Annotated in this window: 16 protein-coding genes; 7 read left to right on the forward strand and 9 right to left on the reverse strand. The window is 72.2% G+C overall.

Annotation, left to right across the window (positions count from 1 at the left end; translation table 11 throughout):
* The first annotated feature begins 228 nt into the window (after window positions 1–228).
* From ACIGWZ_RS17295 to ACIGWZ_RS17305, 3 genes are all read left to right on the forward strand, one after another.
* On the forward strand, window positions 229–687 hold the full coding sequence (locus ACIGWZ_RS17295; RefSeq protein WP_400065342.1) for a hypothetical protein: 459 nt from the start codon (window positions 229–231) through the stop codon (window positions 685–687).
* Between the two features lie 89 nt (window positions 688–776).
* Window positions 777–1,379: a carbonic anhydrase gene (locus ACIGWZ_RS17300; protein ID WP_400065344.1), complete on the forward strand. Its 603-nt coding sequence runs from the start codon at window positions 777–779 to the stop codon at window positions 1,377–1,379.
* Window positions 1,380–1,393: 14 nt separating this feature from the next.
* Window positions 1,394–2,860, forward strand: a complete 1,467-nt coding sequence (locus tag ACIGWZ_RS17305) for a SulP family inorganic anion transporter (protein WP_400065346.1) — start codon at window positions 1,394–1,396, stop codon at window positions 2,858–2,860.
* 30 nt (window positions 2,861–2,890) lie between these two features.
* On the opposite strand, the gene ACIGWZ_RS17310 is transcribed toward ACIGWZ_RS17305, so the two are convergent.
* The gene (locus ACIGWZ_RS17310) at window positions 2,891–4,408 is read right to left on the reverse strand and encodes an APC family permease (RefSeq protein ID WP_400065348.1); all 1,518 of its coding nucleotides are present in this window, start codon (window positions 4,406–4,408) and stop codon (window positions 2,891–2,893) included.
* A 181-nt stretch (window positions 4,409–4,589) separates the two neighbouring features.
* Here ACIGWZ_RS17310 and ACIGWZ_RS17315 point away from each other — a divergent pair, with 181 nt between their 5' ends.
* Window positions 4,590–5,036 (forward strand): nitroreductase family deazaflavin-dependent oxidoreductase, encoded by a 447-nt coding sequence (locus tag ACIGWZ_RS17315; RefSeq protein WP_400065350.1) that lies wholly within the window; start codon window positions 4,590–4,592, stop codon window positions 5,034–5,036.
* 63 nt (window positions 5,037–5,099) lie between these two features.
* Here ACIGWZ_RS17315 and ACIGWZ_RS17320 read toward each other — a convergent pair whose 3' ends face one another.
* The 3 genes from ACIGWZ_RS17320 to ACIGWZ_RS17330 all read right to left on the reverse strand — a co-directional run bounded on the left by ACIGWZ_RS17320 (window position 5,100) and on the right by ACIGWZ_RS17330 (window position 8,622).
* Window positions 5,100–7,079 carry an ABC transporter permease gene (locus ACIGWZ_RS17320; RefSeq protein WP_400065352.1) on the reverse strand — a complete coding sequence of 660 codons (1,980 nt, stop codon included), beginning with the start codon at window positions 7,077–7,079 and terminating at the stop codon, window positions 5,100–5,102.
* Window positions 7,080–7,202: 123 nt separating this feature from the next.
* Window positions 7,203–8,000, reverse strand: coding sequence for a molybdate ABC transporter substrate-binding protein (gene modA, locus ACIGWZ_RS17325; RefSeq protein WP_400065354.1), 798 nt, complete (start codon window positions 7,998–8,000; stop codon window positions 7,203–7,205).
* A gap of 226 nt (window positions 8,001–8,226) precedes the next feature.
* On the reverse strand, window positions 8,227–8,622 hold the full coding sequence (locus ACIGWZ_RS17330; RefSeq protein WP_400065356.1) for a molybdopterin-binding protein: 396 nt from the start codon (window positions 8,620–8,622) through the stop codon (window positions 8,227–8,229).
* A gap of 290 nt (window positions 8,623–8,912) precedes the next feature.
* On the opposite strand from ACIGWZ_RS17330, the gene ACIGWZ_RS17335 reads away from it, so the two are divergent.
* Window positions 8,913–9,332, forward strand: a complete 420-nt coding sequence (locus tag ACIGWZ_RS17335) for a molybdopterin-binding protein (protein ID WP_400065358.1) — start codon at window positions 8,913–8,915, stop codon at window positions 9,330–9,332.
* A gap of 39 nt (window positions 9,333–9,371) precedes the next feature.
* On the opposite strand, the gene ACIGWZ_RS17340 is transcribed toward ACIGWZ_RS17335, so the two are convergent.
* From ACIGWZ_RS17340 to ACIGWZ_RS17350, 3 genes are all read right to left on the reverse strand, one after another.
* Window positions 9,372–9,911 (reverse strand): molybdopterin-dependent oxidoreductase, encoded by a 540-nt coding sequence (locus ACIGWZ_RS17340; RefSeq protein WP_400065359.1) that lies wholly within the window; start codon window positions 9,909–9,911, stop codon window positions 9,372–9,374.
* Window positions 9,912–10,145: 234 nt separating this feature from the next.
* Window positions 10,146–13,046 (reverse strand): molybdopterin-dependent oxidoreductase, encoded by a 2,901-nt coding sequence (locus ACIGWZ_RS17345; RefSeq protein ID WP_400065360.1) that lies wholly within the window; start codon window positions 13,044–13,046, stop codon window positions 10,146–10,148.
* Window positions 13,043–13,867, reverse strand: coding sequence for an FAD binding domain-containing protein (locus tag ACIGWZ_RS17350; protein WP_400065362.1), 825 nt, complete (start codon window positions 13,865–13,867; stop codon window positions 13,043–13,045). Before ACIGWZ_RS17350 ends, ACIGWZ_RS17345 begins: the two co-directional genes overlap by 4 nt.
* A gap of 218 nt (window positions 13,868–14,085) precedes the next feature.
* Between ACIGWZ_RS17350 and ACIGWZ_RS17355 the strand changes: the two genes are divergently transcribed.
* The gene (locus ACIGWZ_RS17355) at window positions 14,086–15,651 is read left to right on the forward strand and encodes a PucR family transcriptional regulator (RefSeq protein WP_400065364.1); all 1,566 of its coding nucleotides are present in this window, start codon (window positions 14,086–14,088) and stop codon (window positions 15,649–15,651) included.
* A 17-nt stretch (window positions 15,652–15,668) separates the two neighbouring features.
* On the opposite strand, the gene ACIGWZ_RS17360 is transcribed toward ACIGWZ_RS17355, so the two are convergent.
* Entirely contained in the window at window positions 15,669–16,730 is a 1,062-nt protein-coding gene (locus tag ACIGWZ_RS17360) for a saccharopine dehydrogenase NADP-binding domain-containing protein (protein WP_400065366.1), read from the reverse strand.
* A gap of 173 nt (window positions 16,731–16,903) precedes the next feature.
* On the opposite strand from ACIGWZ_RS17360, the gene ACIGWZ_RS17365 reads away from it, so the two are divergent.
* The gene (locus ACIGWZ_RS17365; protein WP_400065368.1) at window positions 16,904–17,524 is read left to right on the forward strand and encodes a histidine phosphatase family protein; all 621 of its coding nucleotides are present in this window, start codon (window positions 16,904–16,906) and stop codon (window positions 17,522–17,524) included.
* A 78-nt stretch (window positions 17,525–17,602) separates the two neighbouring features.
* Here ACIGWZ_RS17365 and ACIGWZ_RS17370 read toward each other — a convergent pair whose 3' ends face one another.
* Window positions 17,603–18,013: a molybdopterin-binding protein gene (locus tag ACIGWZ_RS17370; RefSeq protein WP_400065370.1), complete on the reverse strand. Its 411-nt coding sequence runs from the start codon at window positions 18,011–18,013 to the stop codon at window positions 17,603–17,605.
* Window positions 18,014–18,170 lie beyond the last annotated feature (157 nt).

Here is an 18,170-nt window from a genome sequence, read left to right on the forward strand (position 1 = left end):
CGGCGGGTCATCCGATCGGTGGACGCCGGGCGGCGCAGTGACCGGCAGCGCTTACCCTTGATTGACAATGACTTGGTGATTCTTTTACCTTCGGATACCCGGGAGGCGTATCCGCACCGACCGCGCACCCGCGGCGCACAACCAAGGAAACATGACGTCATTTCCCGTTATCACACTGGAAACCTGAAGAGTGCAGTATGGGGTGCACCCAGGTCGAGGCGGAGGGCGATGATGCGGAAGGGAAACGGCATACCCAGCTCCATCGGCATATCCCAGGTGCCCGGCATATCGCTGCGCCGCCTCTGCCGTATCCCTCTTGCCCTCGTCGTCGCCGTCCTTGCGTGCGTGCTGGCCGGTGCCACCGCGGCGCCCGAAACGCCGACCCCCGCCCTGCCGGCCGCCCTGGCGCTCAAGTCCGCCGGTGCCGCCCCGGTCGTCGGTGACTCCGAGGACGGCAGCGGGGACTGCGCGGAGCCCGAGGGCGAACGCGGCCAGCCGCGCCGCGCCGCGCGGACCTCGGTCGGCGTTCCGCAGCGCACCGGCCGGCCGCTCCCGCCCTGCCGCACCGACCCGACCTCCGCGCCCGCCGTCGCCCCCGGTGCCCCGCAGGGCCGGGGACCGGCCCCGGCCGCCGCCGCCTCAAGACCCAGCGAACTCCCCGTACTGCACTGCATCTTCCGCTGCTGAGCGAGCCCGTGGTGGCCTGCCCCACCACTCGCGCATCGCACGTTCACGCCACCCTCGCGTGGCACCACTCATCAGCAGGAGACCTCCTCATGGAGACCTTCATCCAGCATGCCCGCGGCCGAACGGCCCGGATCGCCGAACGGAGTGAGGAGCGGGAGGCCTACGGCCGGCTCGCCGACGGGCAGTCCCCGCTCGCCCTGTTCATCACCTGCTCCGACTCCCGGGTCGTGCCGTCCCTGATCACCGGGGCGCAGCCCGGCGAACTCTTCGAACTCCGCACGGCCGGCAACGCCGTGCCCATCCACCAGGAAGGCATGGCGGCCAGTTCGGAGGCCGCCACGATCGAGTACGCCATGCATGTGCTGGCCGTCGCCGACATCGTGGTCTGCGGTCACTCACACTGCGGAGCGGTCGGCGCGAAGGCCCGCGGCGAGGACCTGACAGCGGCACCCGCCGTACGGGACTGGCTGGCGCAGCAGCTCTCCGACGAACTGCCCGACGACGCGGAACCGATGGTCACCGCCGCCGTCCAGCAGCATGTCTGCGAACAGATCGAGCGGCTGCGCGGATACCCCTGTGTAGCGGAACGCCTGGCGGCCGGCGAGGTCCGGCTGCACGGCTGGTTCTACGAGGTGCACACCGGCCGGGTGCTGGCGCACGACCCGGCCGCCGACGCGTTCCTCCCGCTGTGAAGGCGGGCCGGCACATGAGGCAGCACTTCAAGCAACTCACCGCCTACCGCGCGGACTTCACCGCCTCCATCGTCGTCTTCCTGGTGGCCGTCCCGCTGTGCGTCGGGGTCGCGGTCGCCTCCGGCGTACCGGCCGAACTCGGCCTGGTCACCGGCATCGTCGGCGGGCTGCTCACCGGGCTGCTGCCCGGCAGCAGCCTCCAGGTCAGCGGGCCGGCCGCCGGGCTGACCGTGCTGGTCTTCGAAGCGGTCAAGGAATACGGCATCGGGGCGCTGGGAGCGCTGGTGCTGGCGGCCGGTGCCCTGCAACTGGCCATGGGGGCGCTCCGGCTCGGGCGCTGGTTCCGGGCCATCTCGGTCGCCGTCGTCCAGGGCATGCTCGCCGGTATCGGGCTGGTCCTGATCGCCGGTCAGCTCTACGCCCTCACGGATGCCAAGGCGCCGGGCAGCGGCCTCGCCAACCTCGGCTCGCTGCCCGGCCTGGTCACCGCCACGGCGGTGTCCGGCCCCGCGCTGACCGCGCTCGCCATCGGTGCCACCACCATCGCCGTCCTGGTGCTGTGGCCCCGCTGGCGGCGCGCCGCGCGGATCCTGCCCGCTCCACTGGCCGCCGTGGCCCTGGCCACCACCGCGGTGTGGGCGCTGGATCTGCCCGTGGCACGCGTCCGGGTCAGCGGCCTGCTGGAGGCGATCCAGCCGCCCGGCCTCGCCGACCTCGGCCGGCTCACCGAGATCGGCGTGATCGGCACGGTCCTGGCCTTCGCGCTGATCGCATCGGCGGAGTCGCTGTTCAGCGCCGCCGCGGTGGACCGGCTGCACGACGGCCCGCGGACGGAGTACGACAGGGAACTGATGGCGCAGGGCGCGGGCAATGCGGTGTGCGGGCTGCTCGGCGCGCTGCCGATGACCGCCGTGATCGTCCGCAGCGCCGCCAACGTCCAGGCGGGGGCCAGGACCAAGGTCTCGCGGGTGCTGCACGGCGGTTGGCTGCTGCTCTTCGCGGCGGCGTTCCCGGCGGCGCTGGGCGTGGTGCCGGTGGCCGCGCTGGCCGGCGTACTGGTGCATGCGGGCTGGAAGCTGATCCCGCTGCGCGACCTGCGCCCGATGTGGCGCGAGCACCGCGGCGAGGCCGTCGTCCTGCTCGTCACCGCGATCGCCATCGTCACGGTCAATATGTTCGAGGGGGTTCTCATCGGTCTCTTGCTGGCCGTCGCCAAGACCGCCTGGGAGACCTCGCACGTCCACCTCGAGATCGACGACCCGGAAGGCGAGGGGCCGGTCGTCGTACGGGCCCTGGGCAATGCCACCTTCCTGCGGCTGCCCAAGCTTCTCGACCAGCTGGAGGCGCTCCCCCGGGACCGGGACGTCGAACTCGACCTGAGCGGCCTGCGCCATCTCGACCACGCATGCGGCGCCGCGCTGACCAACTGGGCCGAGCAGCACCGGCGCAGCCGTGACCGTTCGGCGGAACTGGTCTCCTGATACCCGGAAATCCGCGGGACTGACATACCGTCAATCTTCCGGTCCGCCACGGCCCTTGATCCCTTGGGCCGTGAGCGGGCCGGAAGATTCCGGTTGCCGGTGCGCCGCGAGCCGCCGGTGACGGCGGACGCGGTGCGCCACCGCCACGCCGAGGGCGAACGCCAGCGGCAGCGGTACCAGCAGGGCGCCGTTGACGGGCGTGGAGGCGCCCGTCAACAGGGCGAAGTCACGGCACACCAGCGCGATCAGTACGGCGAGACCGACGCCGGAGACCAGGGGCGCGGCCACCACCCGCCAGGCGGGCAGACCGCGGCGGTTGCGGCGGAAGAAGCCGTACACGGCGAGCGCGGCCAGTGCCTGGAGCGCCATCACGCCGAGGATTCCGGTGCCGCTCGCCCAGAGGAACGTGACGGTGTAGGGGTCCTGTCCGGCGGCGAGGGTGGCGAGGACGACGGTGAGGGCGAGCGCTGACTGCAGGAGGACGGCGGGCGCCGGGGAGCGGGTCCGGGCGGTGACCGTGGCGAGGCGTCGGGGCAGCAGGCCTTCGCGGGCGAGGGCGTAGAAGTAGCGGGTGGCGGCGTTGTGGAAGGCGAGGGCGGCGGCGAAGGCGCTGGTGATGAGGAGGATGTGCATGGTGTCGGCGGCCCAGGCGCCGGCGAACCGCTCGGTGGCGGCGAAGACCATGTTGATGCCGTCGGGGCCGTTGGCGGCCCGCTGCGCCCCGTCCGCCCCGTAGGCATTGATGATCATCCAGGCCGTGAAGGTGTAGAAGAGCGCGAGGAATCCGACGGCGAGGTACGTGGCGCGCGGCACGGAACGCTCCGGGCTGCGGACCTCCTCGGCGTAGATCGCGGTGGCCTCGAAGCCGATGAACGCGCCGACGGCGAGCACGAACATGCCGCCGGCGCCCGCGGTGCCCAGGTGCTCCGGTGCGAGCACGCCGAACTGGGGGCCGTCGGGTCCGCCGCCGTGCGCGACCACCCCGGCCTCGAACACCAGCAGGATCAGCACTTCGAGAACCAGGGCCACGCCGAGCACCTTGGCGCTGAAGGTGACCTTGAGGTAGCCGAGGACGCCGATGGCAGCCAGCCCCGGCAGGGCCCAGGCCCACCAGGGGACGCGGACGCCGGTCAGATCGTGCAGCCCGGACTCGGCGAACCAGCCGAAGGCGGCGAGCAGCGCGACCTCGATGGCGTTGTACGCCAGCAGGGCCACATACGCCGCACCCGCACCGGTCGCCCCGCCCAGCCCGCGGCCGATGTACCCGTAGAACGCACCGGCGTTACGGACGTAGCCGCTCATCGCGGTGAAGCCCGCGGCGAAGACGACGAGCAGCAGCCCGGAGACCAGATAGCCGAGCGGCGCCGCCTCTCCGGCCATGCCGATGGACACCGGCGCCACACCGGCCATCACGGTCAGCGGAGCGGCCGCGGCCACCACGAAGAAGACCAGGTCACCGGTGCCGATGGCGGTCCGGTCGAGGCTGGGCGCGGCCAGGTCGGCGGGAGCGTTCCGCGGCGAGGGAGGTGGGGACGGCTGCGGGCTCATGCGCACGCCTCATCAATGGTGTCGGGCCTTTACGGGGCAGACCGTACCGGACCCGACACGACGGGGCGGACCGGAATGATTGCGTGGCCGCGGTTGTTGAGCGAAGGTCATGGCTGCCGTGTGCGGCGCAAGCCGCCGCCGCGCGGCCTATGTCGCGAGCTTCGAGGATGGGACGGAAAGCATGCCTCTTGAGGGTGAGTACGAGCCGAGCCCGGCGCAGTGGGTGCGTGATCAGGTCGAGTTGTACGAGAGCTCGGGCGGCAAGGAAGGGACCACGATGCGCGGGATGCCGGTCGTCGTGTTGACGACCCGGGGCGCGCGGAGCGGCAAGATCCGCAAGAGTCCGCTGATGCGGGTGGCGCACGACGGCGTCTACGCCGTGGTGGCTTCCTTGGGCGGCGCCCCCAAGCACCCGGTCTGGTACCACAACGTGATCGCCGACCCCCGGGTCGAGCTCCAGGACGGTCCGGTACGCCAGGACATGACGGCGCGTGAGGTCACCGGGGACGAGAAGGCGCTGTGGTGGGCCCGTGCGGTCGAGGCCTTCCCCGACTACGCCGACTACCAGAAGAAGACGGAGCGTCAGATCCCGGTGTTTGTGCTGGAGCCGGCGCCGACGGCGCACTGACCTGCCGGGCGCCTCGCGGGCGGCCGCATCGGCAGGCCGGCGCGGCCGCCTACGGGACGGCCCTCAGAGGCCGACCAGCGTGATCTCCGTGGCCTTGACGCTGGTCCAGACGGCGGCGCCGTCGGCCAGGCCGAGCGCGAGGGCGGCCTGCGGGGTGACCTCGGCCACCAGGTCGGGGGCTTCGGGCGAGGTGATCAGGATGCGCAGTCGGCTGCCCGCGGAGGTGATTTCGGCGACCGTTCCGGGCCAGACGTTGCGGGGGCTGCCCTCGGGTTTGCCGTTGTGGACGGCGACCGCCTCGGGGGCGATGATCGCCAGGGCCGGGATGCCGTCGGCGAGGCAGTCGGCGACGACGAGCTGACCGCCGTCGGCGAGGGCGAGGCCGTCGGCGGTGGCAGTGCCGGGCCAGGCGTTGCGGCCCAGCATCCGGGCGACCCAGGGCGAGCGGGGGTGGCGGGTGACCTCGGCGGGCGGGGCGTCCTGGAGGGTGCGGCCCGCGTCGAGTACGAGGACCCGGTCGGCCAGCGAGACCGCTTCGACGGGGTCATGGGTGACGATGAGACAGACCCCGCCGAAGCCCGCGAGGTGACGGCGCAGGGTGTGCCGGACGTGGGCGCGGGTGGTCTGGTCGAGGGCGGCGAGCGGCTCGTCCAGCAGCAGCAGTCGCGGCCGGGCGGCCAACGCCCTTGCCAGGGCGACGCGTTGGGCCTGGCCGCCGGAGAGCTGGGCGGGCTTGCGGTGAGCGAGGTGGCCGACGCCCAGCCGGTCCAGCCACTGCTGCGCGGCGCGGCGGGCCTCGGCGCGCGGGGTGCCGTGGGCGCGCAGCCCGTACGCGGTGTTGGCCAGGGCGCTCAGATGCGGGAAGAGCGCGCCGTCCTGCGGCACCCAGGCGACGCCGCGGCGGTGCGGGGGCAGCGCGCTGACGTCGGTGTCGCCGAGGCGCAGCGCGGCATGGGCGCGCGGGGTGAGACCGAGGAGGGCGCGCAGCAGGGTGGTCTTGCCGGCACCGTTGGGGCCGACGACGGCGATGGTGGTGCCCGGGTCGGCGTCCAGGGTCAGCTGGTTGAAGCCGGTGACGTCGGCGTGCAGCGGCCAGCGTTCCTGGGAGGCCAGGGTCTTGGTGACGGGCTCCTCGGGCACGGCGGGCGACGACGGGAGGTCGGTGTCGTCGATGCGTACGGCGCGGGCCGGGCGGTCGGCGCTGCCGCCGGTCCAGCGGCCGCGCAGGGCCACCAGGACGGCCATGGCGATGACGAGCAGCAGCAGCGAGACGGAGGTGGCGGCTTCCGGGGAGTCCTGGAGCAGCAGATAGACCTGGAGCGGGAGGGTCTGGGTGGTGCCGGGCAGGTTGCCGGCGAAGGTGATGGTGGCGCCGAATTCACCGAGGGCGCGGGCCCAGGTCAGCGCGGCGCCGGCGGCGAGACCGGGCGCGACCATGGGGAGGGTGACGGTGCAGAAGACCCGTACCGGGGAGGCGCCGAGGGAGGCCGCCGTCTCCTCGTAATGCGGGCGCAGTCCGGCGAGCGTGCCCTCCAGGCTGATCACCAGGAACGGCATCGCGACGAAGGTCGCGGCGACCACCGCGCCCGAGGTGTGGAACGGCAGGGTGAGGCCGAAGGTGTCCTCGAGCCAGGGCCCGAGCAGTCCGCGGCGGCCGAAGCCCAACAGGAGGGCGACACCGCCGACGGTCGGCGGCAGCACCATCGGGAGCAGGACCAGCGAGCGCACCAGCGCCTTGCCGGGGAAGCTGACCCGGGCCAGCAGCCAGGCCAGCGGCACCCCGAGGACCAGGGAGAGCCCCAGCGCCCAGAAGGAGACCAGCAGCGAGAGCCGGAGCGCTTCGGTGACGCCGGGCATCGTCAGATGCGTGGCGAGGTCGCTCCAGGTGGTGCTGGCCAGGATGGCGATCAGCGGCATCAGCAGGAACGCGATCGCGAGCAGCGCGGGCACGCCCAGTGCGACGGGGGTGCGGGTGCCGGGCGCGTGGCGCTTGGCCGGCCGGGTCGCCGTGGACGGCCGGGGAAGCGTGCGCATACGTGTCATCGCGGTTCCAGGGATCGGGGCGGGCCGGTCCGGTCCGGCGGGCCCGGGCCGCGTACGGCGAGAGCGCCGCACGGGCCCGTCCGCTCCCCCGAGCCGGACGGGCCCATGCGGCGCACGGGACGGTTACGGCTTCTGGAAGCCCGCGCCCTGCAGGAGCTTCTGCGCCTCGGGGCTGCTGAGCCACTTCACGAACGCGGCCGCGGCCTTGGCGTTCTTGGAGGTCTTGAGGGTGGCGGCCGGGTAGGAGGCGACGGCGTTCTGCGCGTCGGGGATGTCGATCGCGTCGACCTTCTTGGGCGCGGTGGCGGCGTCCGTCTTGTAGACGATGCCGGCGTCGGCCTCGCCGAGCTCCACCTTGGTGAGGACGGCGCGGACGTTGGGCTCCTGCGAGACCGGCTTGACCTGGAGCTTCTGGGCGTCCAGGACCTGCTTGCTGTAGCGGCCGACGGGCACCTCGGCCGCGGCGAGGACGACCTTCAGCTTGGCGTCGGTGAGGTCCTTGAGATTGCCGATCTTCTTCGGGTTGCCCTCGCCGGTGGCGATGACCAGGCGGTTCTTGGCGATGACGGTCGGGGTGCCGTGGTCCGCCTTGGCCAGGCCGTCCATGGTCTTGGTGTCGGCGGTGACCAGGGCGTCGGCGGGGGCGCCCTCCCTGACCTGGGCGGCGAGTTCCTGGGAGCCGGCGAAGGAGAAGTTCACCTTGGTTCCCGGGTGTTCCTTCTCGTAGACCGCGCCGGCCTTCTTGAAGACATCGGTCAGCGACGAGGCCGCCAGCACGGTGAGGTTCGCCTTCGGGGTGTCGCTGGCCTTGTCGGCGCCGCTGTCCTTCTTGTCGTCGTTGCCGCAGGCGGCGAGCGGGACGAGCAGGGCGGCGGTGACGAGCGCGGCGGCGGTGCGGCGCCGGGTGACGACACGGGACATGGGCGGAACTCCTTGTGACGCGGGGCGGCGGACGCCGCCCGAGCGGATGGGGATCAGCCGCGCCGTGGACGGGGCGACGCCGCTGGGGTGTGGCAGCCGACCGGTGGGGACGGTGGGTGCGGTTCGGTGGTGGTGTGACCGCGGCGGTTCATGAGCGGGCGGTCGCACGGGGGTTCGCGAGCGGTATGCCACGCGGCGGCTCAAGAGTGGTGCGCCACGCGGGGGTTCACGTGCGGTCGATGTGCACGCTGGTGGACTTCACGCGGGCGGTGGCCTGCATGCCGACCTCCAGCCCCAGTTCCTCCACGGCCTCCCGGGTCAGCAGGGACACCAGGCGGTGCGGTCCCGCCTGGATTTCGACCTGCGCCGCCACATCGCCGAGCTTGATGGCGGTGACGATGCCGGGGAAGGCGTTACGGGCCGAGGTGTAGGAGGCGTCGTCCTCACCGGTGCCACTCTGTGCGACCTCGATGGAGAACGCCGCCAGGTCCCGGCCGTCGATCAGGCGGCGGCCGCCGTCGTCGCGGTGGGTCGCGACCTTTCCGGCGTCCGCCCAGCGGCGGGCGGTATCCGGGCTGACGCCCAGCAATCGCGCCGCCTGGCCGATTGTGTAGGACTGCATGTGCGACAAGATATGCAACATTGGCTGGCATTTGCAATTCTTTTGGCGAATGTATATAGCAGCCGCCAGGGGCGTTGGAGGAAATGCCAAGGGCGACTTCTCGCCACCTCTTCCCTCCATGCCTCCGTTTTGTGAGGCGCATTCCTCGCCATCCTGGCACCTGCAATGCGTGTCCGGAAGGTTGCGCAGGGTGTGGCTAGAGTGCAAGCAATGGCGGTATGTCAGGAGAAACCCCGGCATTCCACCCTCCATCCGCTTTCGCACCCGACTCCGTATATGAGGCCCCCACCATGCCCCTGAGCATCCGCAATCACCTCCCCGGCACCGTCACCTCCGTTACCACCGGCGAGGTCATGGCAACCGTCAAGGTCCGACTGGACGGCGGCCAGGACATCACCGCCGCGATCACCCGGGAGGCGGCCAACGACCTGGGCCTCGCGGCGGGGTCGGCGGTCCGTACGCTGATCAAGTCCACCGAGGTCGCGCTCGCCACCGGGCCGGTCGACGGTCTGAGCATCCGTAACCAGATCCCCGGCACCGTCGAAGGCGTCACCACCGGTGGCGCGATGGCCGGGGTGAAGATCAGCGTCGCAGGGGGCGAGCTGACCGCCGCGATCACCAAGGATGCGGTCGAAGACCTGGCGCTGACCAGCGGTTCGCCGGTCACCGCGCTGATCAAGTCCACCGAGATCTCCCTCGCCACCGCCTGAGCCCGGCGCCTTCCCCAAGGCCCCCGCCCGTCGGGGGCCTCAGGAGTGGCCGTCGACCGTGAGGCACTCCTCCGGTACGGCGCACGTACCGACCCAGATCCCGGTGATGGCGCTGATGTACCGCGCCCCGCAGCGGTCCGAAGGCACCACCAGCTGACTGCCCGCCTCGTCCAGCGCGCGCCCGTCCATGGCCGTGGCCAGCAGAATCGGCGCATCGCCGAAGTCCACGTCCAGCTCCGCCCACGACAGCACCGCATGGTGCCCGTCCCCGCCGGTGACGGCCAGCAGGAAGCGGGAGCGGTCCTTGCGGCGCCGGGCGTCGAAGGCCGGCCGCGCCTCGCCGAGGACCTCCCGCAGCAGCGGCCCTTCGAAGGTGTGGTGCTGCGGACCGTTGGTGGCGCAGTCGAAGACCACCTCGGCGCGCCGCTGCACCCACCGCTCCCGCAGATCCGCGACGGTCAGCGCGAGCGGACGGTCCAGCTGACCGCGGATCACAAAGCGCCGGGCACCGGCGGGTGCGGCGTCCGCCGGCGCCGGGTGTACGGCGACGGGGTGGGGCGGCGGGCTGAGTCGGCTCATTCGAGTCCCCCTCGAGGCTGTTCGCGTGGCGACTGCCTCCCTGTGATGCCCGACCGGGCCGGATCCGAACCACGGATGCCACCCTCATATGCATTTTTACCTCGCGTGTGGGAGGTGAAATGGGCCATGAGGGCGGCATGTCCGGTGTTGCGATCCAGCCATACGCGCCGCGTCGGCGTCCGGGCGTCGCACTCCGCCCCCGTCCCACACCGACCCGTTTCAGACCGGCCCGTCTCACACCGACCCCTCGCGCGACGGATGCGCCTTGGCCGACCAGCCCTCCTCCGCGCCCGCGGCCCGATGCTCCTCCAGTGCCTGCCACACCTTGTCGCGCAGCAGCGGCACCTCCGTGAAGCGCATCCCGGTGGCGTCGCGCAGCGCATTGGCGAAGGCGGGGGCCACCGGGTTGAACGGGCTCTCGCTCATCGACTTGGCGCCCAGCGGCCCGATCGCGTCCGAGGTCTCCATGAAGTGCACCTCGGTGCGCGGCACGTCGGCGTAGGCGGGCAGCCGGTAGCGGCGGAACGCGGGAGTGACCACCTTGCCGCCGTCGTCGACGAGGACCTGCTCGAAGAGGGTCGCGCCGAGCGCCTGGGCGACGCCGCCCTCGACCTGGCCGCGGCACTGCATGGGGTTCATGACCTTGCCCGCGTCGGCCGAGTGCACGCTGCGCAGGATCTTCATCTCCCCGGTGTGCGGGTCGACGGCGATCCGGAACCACTGGGCGTTGAAGGCCACCGATCGGGGCGAGCCGCCCCAGTGCCCGGCCGCCACAAGTTCCACGTTCTTGCTGTGCGCAGCCTCGTGGAGTTCCTTGAGCGACACCAGCCGCCCGTCGCACTCCACCGAGTCCGCCATCAGCCGGCACAGGCTCCGCGGCACCCTGACATGCTCCGCGGCGAAGGTGAGGATCCGCTCGGCGAGGCCGTTGGCCGCCTTCATCACGGCCTTGCCCGCGACGACCGTCCCGGCCGAGCCGAAGGCGCCGGTGTCATGCCGTACGACGTCGGTGTCGGACTGCCGGATGGCGATCCGGTCCACCGTGGTGCCCAGCGCCCCCGCGGTGATCTGCTTGTGCACGGTGGTCGTTCCGTTGCCGAACTCCGCCGTGCCCACCGCGATGTCGTACGTACCGTCCTCGAGCAGCGTCACCGTGGCGTCCGCGAAGTGCCCGCCCGGCGGACCGGTGGCGATCATCGACATCGCCGTGCCCTGCCCGACCAGCCAGCCCTCCGGGGCGTCGGCGGCGCTGGTGTCCTCGGCGATGGCGTCCCGGACGACCTTCAGGCACTGGTCGAGACCGTAACTTGCGATATGCAGGTCCTCCTCCTCGCCACCGGGGCTGATCATGTGCTCGCCGGGGCCGATGATGTTGCGCTCCCGGAAGACCAGGGGATCGATGCCCAGCCGGCGGGCCATCTCGTCCATCGCCGACTCCACGGCGAAGGTGACCTGCCCCAGGCCGTAGCCGCGGAAGGCTCCGGCGGGGACGCAGTTGGTGTAGACGGAGTACGCATTGACCTTCTTGTGCGGCGCGCGGTAGACGGCCATCGACTCGCCCACGCTGTGGAACATCACGGCCGGCCCGTGGTTGCCGTACGCGCCGGTGTTGGAAACCACCCGGATCTGGAGCGCGGTCAGCGTGCCGTCTTTCTTGGCCCCGGCCTTGAGCCGGATGCGGAAGGGGTGCCGGGTGGTCGCGCCGAAGAACTGCTCGGCCCGGGTGAACTCCAGCTTCACCGGCCGCTTCAGCCGCATCGCGGCCAGCACGACGATGTCCTCGGTGAGCATCTCCTGCTTGCCGCCGAACCCGCCGCCGACCCGGCCCGCGACCACCCGGACCTTGTCCTCCGGCAGGTCGTAGAGCGCGCAGAGGGCGCGGCGGGTCAGGAACGGGACCTGGGTGCTGGAGCGGACCACGATCCGCGCGCCGCCGTCCGCCCAGTCCGCCCCCTTCTCCTCGGTCTCCGCTGTCCCCTCGGCCTCCTCGATCTGCTCGATCTGCTCGATCTGCTCGATCTGCTCGATCTGCTCGAAGTAGGCGACACAGCCGTGCGTCTCCAGGCTGGCGTGCTGCACCCGCTGGGTGCGGAAGCTCTCTTCGTAGACGAGGTCGGCCTCGGCGAAGCCCTCCTCGACGCTGCCGATCTCGCCGTGCACCTCGCCGACGACGTTGTTCTCCGCCCGCGCGATCCGGGTCTCGGGGCCCTTGGGGTGGATCACCGGAGCGCCGGGTTGCATCGCCTCCTCCGGGTCGATGACATACGGCAGCTCCTCGTACTCCACGACGATCCGGCGGCAGCCCTCCTCGGCGGCCCCCTCGGTGTCGGCGACCACGGCCGCCACCCGCTGCCCCACGAACCGGACCACATCGTCCAACACCCGGGTGTCGTCGGGGTCCTCGGTGGGGTGCTCGTGCCGGGCCGAGGAGTACAGCCGCTCGGGCGCGTCGTGATGGGTGAGGACGGTGTGCACGCCGGGGACCCGGAGCGCGGCGGAGGTGTCGATGGAGACGATCCGGGCGTGCGGATGCGGGGAGCGCAGCAGCTTCATGTGCAGCAGGCCGGGGATGTCGATGTCGAAGGTGTAGCGGGCGGTGCCGGTGACCACCTGCGGCCCGGCCGGGGCGCCCAGGTTGCGGCCGACCGCCTGGCCCGCGCACGGCTCCTCGACGTTCTTGACCCCGCGTACGGCGTCCTCGATCGCCCGGTAGCCGGTGCAGCGGCACAGGTTGCCCTTGAGGGCGCGCGGCAGATCGGCCAGCTTCCCGTCGTCGTTCTCGCCGCCCTCCTCCGCGACCAGCGCCGATGTCGTCATCAGGAATCCGGCCGTGCAGAAGCCGCACTGGAAGCCCTGGGCGTCCAGGAACCTCTGCTGCATGGGGTGGAGCTCGCCGTCGGCCGAGGCCAGGCCCTCGACGGTGGTGACGCGGCGGCCCTCGGCGCGCACGGCGGGGTAGATGCAGCTGTGTACGGGCTCGCCGTCGACATGGACGGTGCAGGCCCCGCAGTCGCCGGCGTCGCAGCCCTTCTTGACCCCGAACCAGCCGCGGTCGCGGAGGTAGGTGCGCAGACACTGGCCGGGACGCGGCTCCGCGTCGAACCGCCGCTCATTGACGTGGATGTCGAAGCTCATCGTCCGGCCTCCCGGCCCAGTTCCCGGCGGATATCCTCGGAGAGCCGCAGCGCCATGTGCCGGCGCCAGGCCGGCAGTCCGTGGATGTCGTCGAACCAGTCGCCGTCGGCGATGGTCCATGCGAGCGCCTCGCGCAGTTCCCTGGCGTCCGGCGCCGTCGGGAACCAGAGGCGGAACGGCCGCACGGTGGCGGCGGTGACGGTCACGGCCAGCGAGCCGTCCAGCGGGTCGAGGGCGCCGATGACCAGCGCGCCGGAGCGGCCGAGTCCGTACAGGGACGCCTGGCGGAACGCCGTACGGGAGAGCAGGGCCCGGGCGGGCAGGGTGACCGAGCGCAGCAGTTCGCCCTCGGCGAGGTCCTTGCGACCGGCGCCGGTGATGAAGTCCGCGACCTTGGTGCGGCGCAGCGTGCCGTCCTGGGCCTGGAGCAGGGCGGTGCCGTCGAGGGCGGCGGTCAGCGAGATCATCGGGCCGGCGGGCAGGCCGTTGCAGAGGTTGCCGCCGACGGTCGCCATGTTCCAGATCTTGAACGAGGCGAGGAAGGCGCGGCAGCACTGTTCGAACAGTGGCGCCGCCGGGGCGTCGTAGGTCCGCGCGAAGCGGGAGAGCTGGGCGATGGTGCAGGTCGCCGCGATCTCCAGGGAGCCGTCGGACTGCCGGCTCAGCGGCTCCCAGTCCATCCGGCCCAGGTCCACCAGGCGTCGTATGTGCGGCTGCGGCTCGGAGAACAGGTACGTGCCGCCGCCCAGCCAGGCGTCGCCGGTGCGCCAGGGGGCGCGCTGCCGGGCGTCTCGCACCTCCAGCACCGTGTTGAGGTCCATACCGCGAGTGAAGCAACGCGGCGGTGCTCGGCACGACTGGTGCGCACCACGGAAAAACACCAGCGCGGCGGCCCGGAACTGGATGATCAACCAAGAGGTATATCGGCGAGAACGGCTTGCATTTACGATGGCTGGACTCGCATTCGCCTTGTGAATGTGAGATGCCGGGCCCCTCTCCGTCCGTCCTCCGCCCCGGCAGCCGCCCAAGGAGCCAGCACATGCACGTCCAAGAACTCCTCCAGCTCGATTCGCTCGATCTGAACCTGCTGTGGGGCGAGAGCTCCCTGCTCACCCGTGAGGTCAGCGGGGTGACCGCCACGGATCTGGAGGACCCGGCGCGGTTTCTGCAGCCGGGGGAGCTGGTGCTCAGCGGACTGGTGTGGTGGAAGCCCGGGGAGAGCCGCGCGAAGGTCGACCGCTTCGTCTCGGCGCTGCATTCGGCCGGGGCGGCGGCGCTGCTGGCGGGCGAGGAGACCCATGGCTCGGTGCCCGAGGACCTCGTCGCATCCTGCCGCGAACACCGCATCGCCCTGGTCGCCGTCCCCGCGCACACCACCTTCCGGGCCATCACGGAAGCGGTGTACCTGCGTCAGTGGGGAGACCTGAGCCGGCGCCCCACCGACCACTACGCGCTGCCGGAGAACGTCCGCACGGAACTGGCCCGCCTGCTCGCCGAGGGCGCGGCGCCGGACGCGCTGCTGGACCGCGCGTTCGCCCACCTCGGCGGGCCGGCCTGCTATCTGCTGACGGCGACCGGGCGGGTGATAGCCCGTACCCCGTCGGCCCCGTTCCTGTCCGCGCAGCAGGCCGCCCGCGATCTGACCGGCGCGGTCGGCACCAGCCTGCGGATCGACGGGGACTTCGGCCCGTACGACAGCTGGCATCTGCATCTGCGCGGCGCGGCCGACGCCCCGCCGCGCGTACTGCACGAGATCGCCGATGTCATCGCCCAGTACCGGCATCTCCTCGACCGCAGGCAGGACGCCGGGCGCCGCGCCGCCGACGAGCTGATGGCGCTGATCGACGCCGCCCCGGCAGACGGCGCCGCGCTGGACTCCGCCGTGCACGCCGCCGGCCTGCCGGTCTCGGGCCCGTACCGCGTGGTGGTGGCCGCGCTGGGCGGCGACGACAGCGACCGGGCCGTCGGCGCGCTGACGGAGGCGCTACGGCACTCCCCCGCCGCGCCGTTCGTCGTCGGACGCCTCCCGGGCGGCGAGGCCGTCGCGGTCGTCCACGCCGACGCGGACGCCGACGCGAGCTCCGACAGCGAGGGGTACACCGCGCTGCGCGACCTGTGGCCGACCCTCCACGCCTGCCACCCCCAGACCCCGCTGCACGCCGGCGTCAGCAGCCTCACGGCCGCCGCGGGCGGCCTCAACTCCGCACTCTCGCAAGCGCGTTACGCCCTGGCCGCGGCCCGCGCCGACGCCCCGAAGGCCGCCCGGATCACCTCCGTCGAGGACCTCACCACACTGGGCACGCTGCTCGCCGGTGTCCCCTCCGATGTCCGTACGGCCTTCAGCTCCCGGGTCCTGGGACCGCTGGCCCGCGGCAGCAGCACCTCGCACCGGATGCTCCTGGAGACCCTGGAGGTCTTCCTCGCTCAGCACGGTTCCTGGGCGCGTACGGCCGAGACCCTGCACCTGCACGTCAACACGGTCCACTACCGCATCCAGCGGATCGAGTCGCTCACCGGCCGCGATCTGTCCCGGCTCGACCACAAACTGGATCTGCACGCCGCGCTGTTGTGCCGCCAGGGACTCTCCGAGGCGCCGCGCGACTGAACCGGACCGGTGCCCGGTCAGGCGAGTACGGAGTCCAGCCGCGCCGCCCGCGCCGCGAGGTCGTCGAGGGCGAGGGGGTGGGCCAGGTCCGGCGCGATGCCGGCGACAGCCTGGTGACAGGCTTCGGCGAAGTGGACGGTGCCGTCGGCATCGATGCGATCGACACCGTCACCGGCGGCCATCCGCTCGTTGAAGGCGATCGCGTCGGCTTCGGAGAGCCCGGGCGGCAGATCCAGGGCGACGGAGCCGTCGACGATACGGACCGGATATCCGCCCGGCAGGCCTGCCGGTGCGGCGGTGGAATGGCGCAGCGGGCCCGCCCCGGGCAGCAGCGCTTCCAGGACCGGGACGACCGCGGCCCCGGTGACGACGTTGTAGCGGAGGCCGGGCGCGAGCGGTGGTGCCTGGTAGGCCAGCGAGTCGTCCCGTCGCCCGTCCTCGCCGAGGTGGACCCTGCACAGGCGTTCCGGGTCGGCGGGCCGGCGCGCCTGCATGACGTCGAGGAGCTGGGAGTGGTGCCCGAGCACGCGGATCAGCGGCACGGTCCGCTCGGGGTGTGCGGCGCGCAGCGCGGCGCGTACCCGCAGCTGCATCATGGCGGCGTTGCCCAGGCCGACGGTGGGCGCCAGGCCGAGGCGGGCGAGGACCGGCCCGGTCACGTCCGGGAAGGACAGGTTCGCCACCGGCCCGGTGTAACCGGCGTCGCGAACGGCCCGCATGACGGACAGGACGAGCGGGAGTTGGTAGGGCAGCCGCAGGGCGAGACCGGCGGCGGCGACGGCCCGGGCCGCGGGATCGGTACGGCCGGACATCGCCCAGGGGCTGCGCAGCGAGGCACAGTGCACGATCAGATCGGGGCGGGTGGCGGTGAGCAGCTCGGCGACCTCGTCCTGCCGGGACGCGTCGAGCCGGACCGCCTCGACGAGGCAGTCGCGGGCGCTGGCCACGGTCGCCGCGACGGCATCGCGTGCGGCGGAGCGGCCCGCCACCAGCACCCTCCGCACCCGGCCGCCGGCGGCCAGTCCGTCCGCGACCCGCTCGCCCATGTCGCCCGCACCGATGATCAACACTGTGGTCATCGGGCGATCGTAGACCAGGCGTTGGACGGCTCGCCGAGGTTCTTCAACAGCCCGGACGGCTGGGCGAAGGAGCGGCGCGGAGTCGGCGGCACACGGCGCACGGAGCCCGTCGCTGCGCGGAACCACACCGCCTTGAGGAACGTCCGGGAAGACATACGATCTTGGAGGCCACGATGACGACCGCCGCACGCTATCTCTACCTGGCCCGGCACGGTGAGGCGTCCGACGACGAGAGCGAACTCTCCGCGAACGGACGGCGCCAAGCCACCTTGCTCGGTGAACGGCTGCGCCGCACCCCCCTCTCGGCGATCCACCACGGTCCACTCCCCCGGGCGGCGCAGACCGCACAGTTGATCCGCGAGCAACTCGACGGCGTTCCCCTCGAGCCCTCCGAGTCCGCAGGCGACTACGTCCCCTACCTTCCCACCAGGCAAGAACTGCCGCCGGACATGGCCGACTCCACCCTGGAGCGACTGGCGCAGTTCCCACCGGAAGAACGCGAACCCGGTCCTCGGCTCGCCCGGGCCGCCCTTGCTCGGTTCACCGGCCCGGTCGACGGCGACGTACCGCGCCATGAGCTCGTCGTCACGCACAACTTCCTCGTCGCCTGGCTGGTCCGCGCGGCCCTGGACGCTCCGAAGTGGCGCTGGATCGGACTCCACCACGCCAACGCCGCGCTGACGGTCATCCGCTACGCGCCCGGCCGGCCCGCGTCCGTGCTCCTCTACAACGACATGGGACATCTCCCCGCCGGTCTTCGCTGGACCGGCTTCCCGTCCGAGCTCCAGGTCTGAGGCGGGCGGCCCCTGCCGCTCGCACTTCGACGGGACGGCCGGCCCTTCGGTGCGACAGGTGACGGGGCCGGCGGTCGCTCACTGCCCGCGGTCGTCCGGCCGGTCGATGTGCACATTGGTCGACTTGACCCGGGCGGTGGCGGTGACGCCGACCTCGATGCCCAGTTCCTCGGCCGCCTCCCGGCTGACCATCGACACCAGCCGGTGCGGGCCGGACTGGATCTCCACCTGGGCGATGACATCGTCGAGGACGACGGCGGTGACGATTCCGGCGAAGGAGTTCCGTACCGACGTGCGGACCTCGCCGGGGACGGGATGCATCCCGGCGGCGCGGTCCTTGGCGAACGCCGCGAGACTCACCCCGTCGATCACCCGGTTTCCCGAGCCGTCCCGGTCCATCCGCAGCTGACCGCCGTCGGCCCAGCGACGGACGGTCTCCGAACTCACTCCCAGCAGCCGGGCTGCCTGGCCAATGCTGTACGACGGCACCCCCGCACTCTAGAGCAGCGCCGGCCCGCGCCCGCCACCACCTCGGGCGAGGGCGTTGTCTCGGTGCGCGGGTAACACCACTGCGCGCGGCGGGCGGAGTGCGCCTTCGAAGGGAGGTCGCAGCCGTGTCCGGGGAACGTGCCGGTCCGGGTCGGCC

Origin of the sequence: Streptomyces sp. NPDC053427 (assembly GCF_044544985.1) — a bacterium.
GTDB lineage: Bacteria > Actinomycetota > Actinomycetes > Streptomycetales > Streptomycetaceae > Streptomyces.

Bases quoted from the DNA above. Each gene is read 5' to 3' on its own strand.
- ACIGWZ_RS17295 (WP_400065342.1), top strand. From the start codon at position 229: ATGATGCGGAAGGGAAACGGCATACCCAGCTCCATCGGCATATCCCAG.
- ACIGWZ_RS17300 (WP_400065344.1), top strand. From the start codon at position 777: ATGGAGACCTTCATCCAGCATGCCCGCGGCCGAACGGCCCGGATCGCC.
- ACIGWZ_RS17305 (WP_400065346.1), top strand. From the start codon at position 1,394: ATGAGGCAGCACTTCAAGCAACTCACCGCCTACCGCGCGGACTTCACC.
- ACIGWZ_RS17310 (WP_400065348.1), bottom strand. From the start codon at position 4,408: ATGAGCCCGCAGCCGTCCCCACCTCCCTCGCCGCGGAACGCTCCCGCC.
- ACIGWZ_RS17315 (WP_400065350.1), top strand. From the start codon at position 4,590: ATGCCTCTTGAGGGTGAGTACGAGCCGAGCCCGGCGCAGTGGGTGCGT.
- ACIGWZ_RS17320 (WP_400065352.1), bottom strand. From the start codon at position 7,079: ATGACACGTATGCGCACGCTTCCCCGGCCGTCCACGGCGACCCGGCCG.
- modA (WP_400065354.1), bottom strand. From the start codon at position 8,000: ATGTCCCGTGTCGTCACCCGGCGCCGCACCGCCGCCGCGCTCGTCACC.
- ACIGWZ_RS17330 (WP_400065356.1), bottom strand. From the start codon at position 8,622: ATGCAGTCCTACACAATCGGCCAGGCGGCGCGATTGCTGGGCGTCAGC.
- ACIGWZ_RS17335 (WP_400065358.1), top strand. From the start codon at position 8,913: ATGCCCCTGAGCATCCGCAATCACCTCCCCGGCACCGTCACCTCCGTT.
- ACIGWZ_RS17340 (WP_400065359.1), bottom strand. From the start codon at position 9,911: ATGAGCCGACTCAGCCCGCCGCCCCACCCCGTCGCCGTACACCCGGCG.
- ACIGWZ_RS17345 (WP_400065360.1), bottom strand. From the start codon at position 13,046: ATGAGCTTCGACATCCACGTCAATGAGCGGCGGTTCGACGCGGAGCCG.
- ACIGWZ_RS17350 (WP_400065362.1), bottom strand. From the start codon at position 13,867: ATGGACCTCAACACGGTGCTGGAGGTGCGAGACGCCCGGCAGCGCGCC.
- ACIGWZ_RS17355 (WP_400065364.1), top strand. From the start codon at position 14,086: ATGCACGTCCAAGAACTCCTCCAGCTCGATTCGCTCGATCTGAACCTG.
- ACIGWZ_RS17360 (WP_400065366.1), bottom strand. From the start codon at position 16,730: ATGACCACAGTGTTGATCATCGGTGCGGGCGACATGGGCGAGCGGGTC.
- ACIGWZ_RS17365 (WP_400065368.1), top strand. From the start codon at position 16,904: ATGACGACCGCCGCACGCTATCTCTACCTGGCCCGGCACGGTGAGGCG.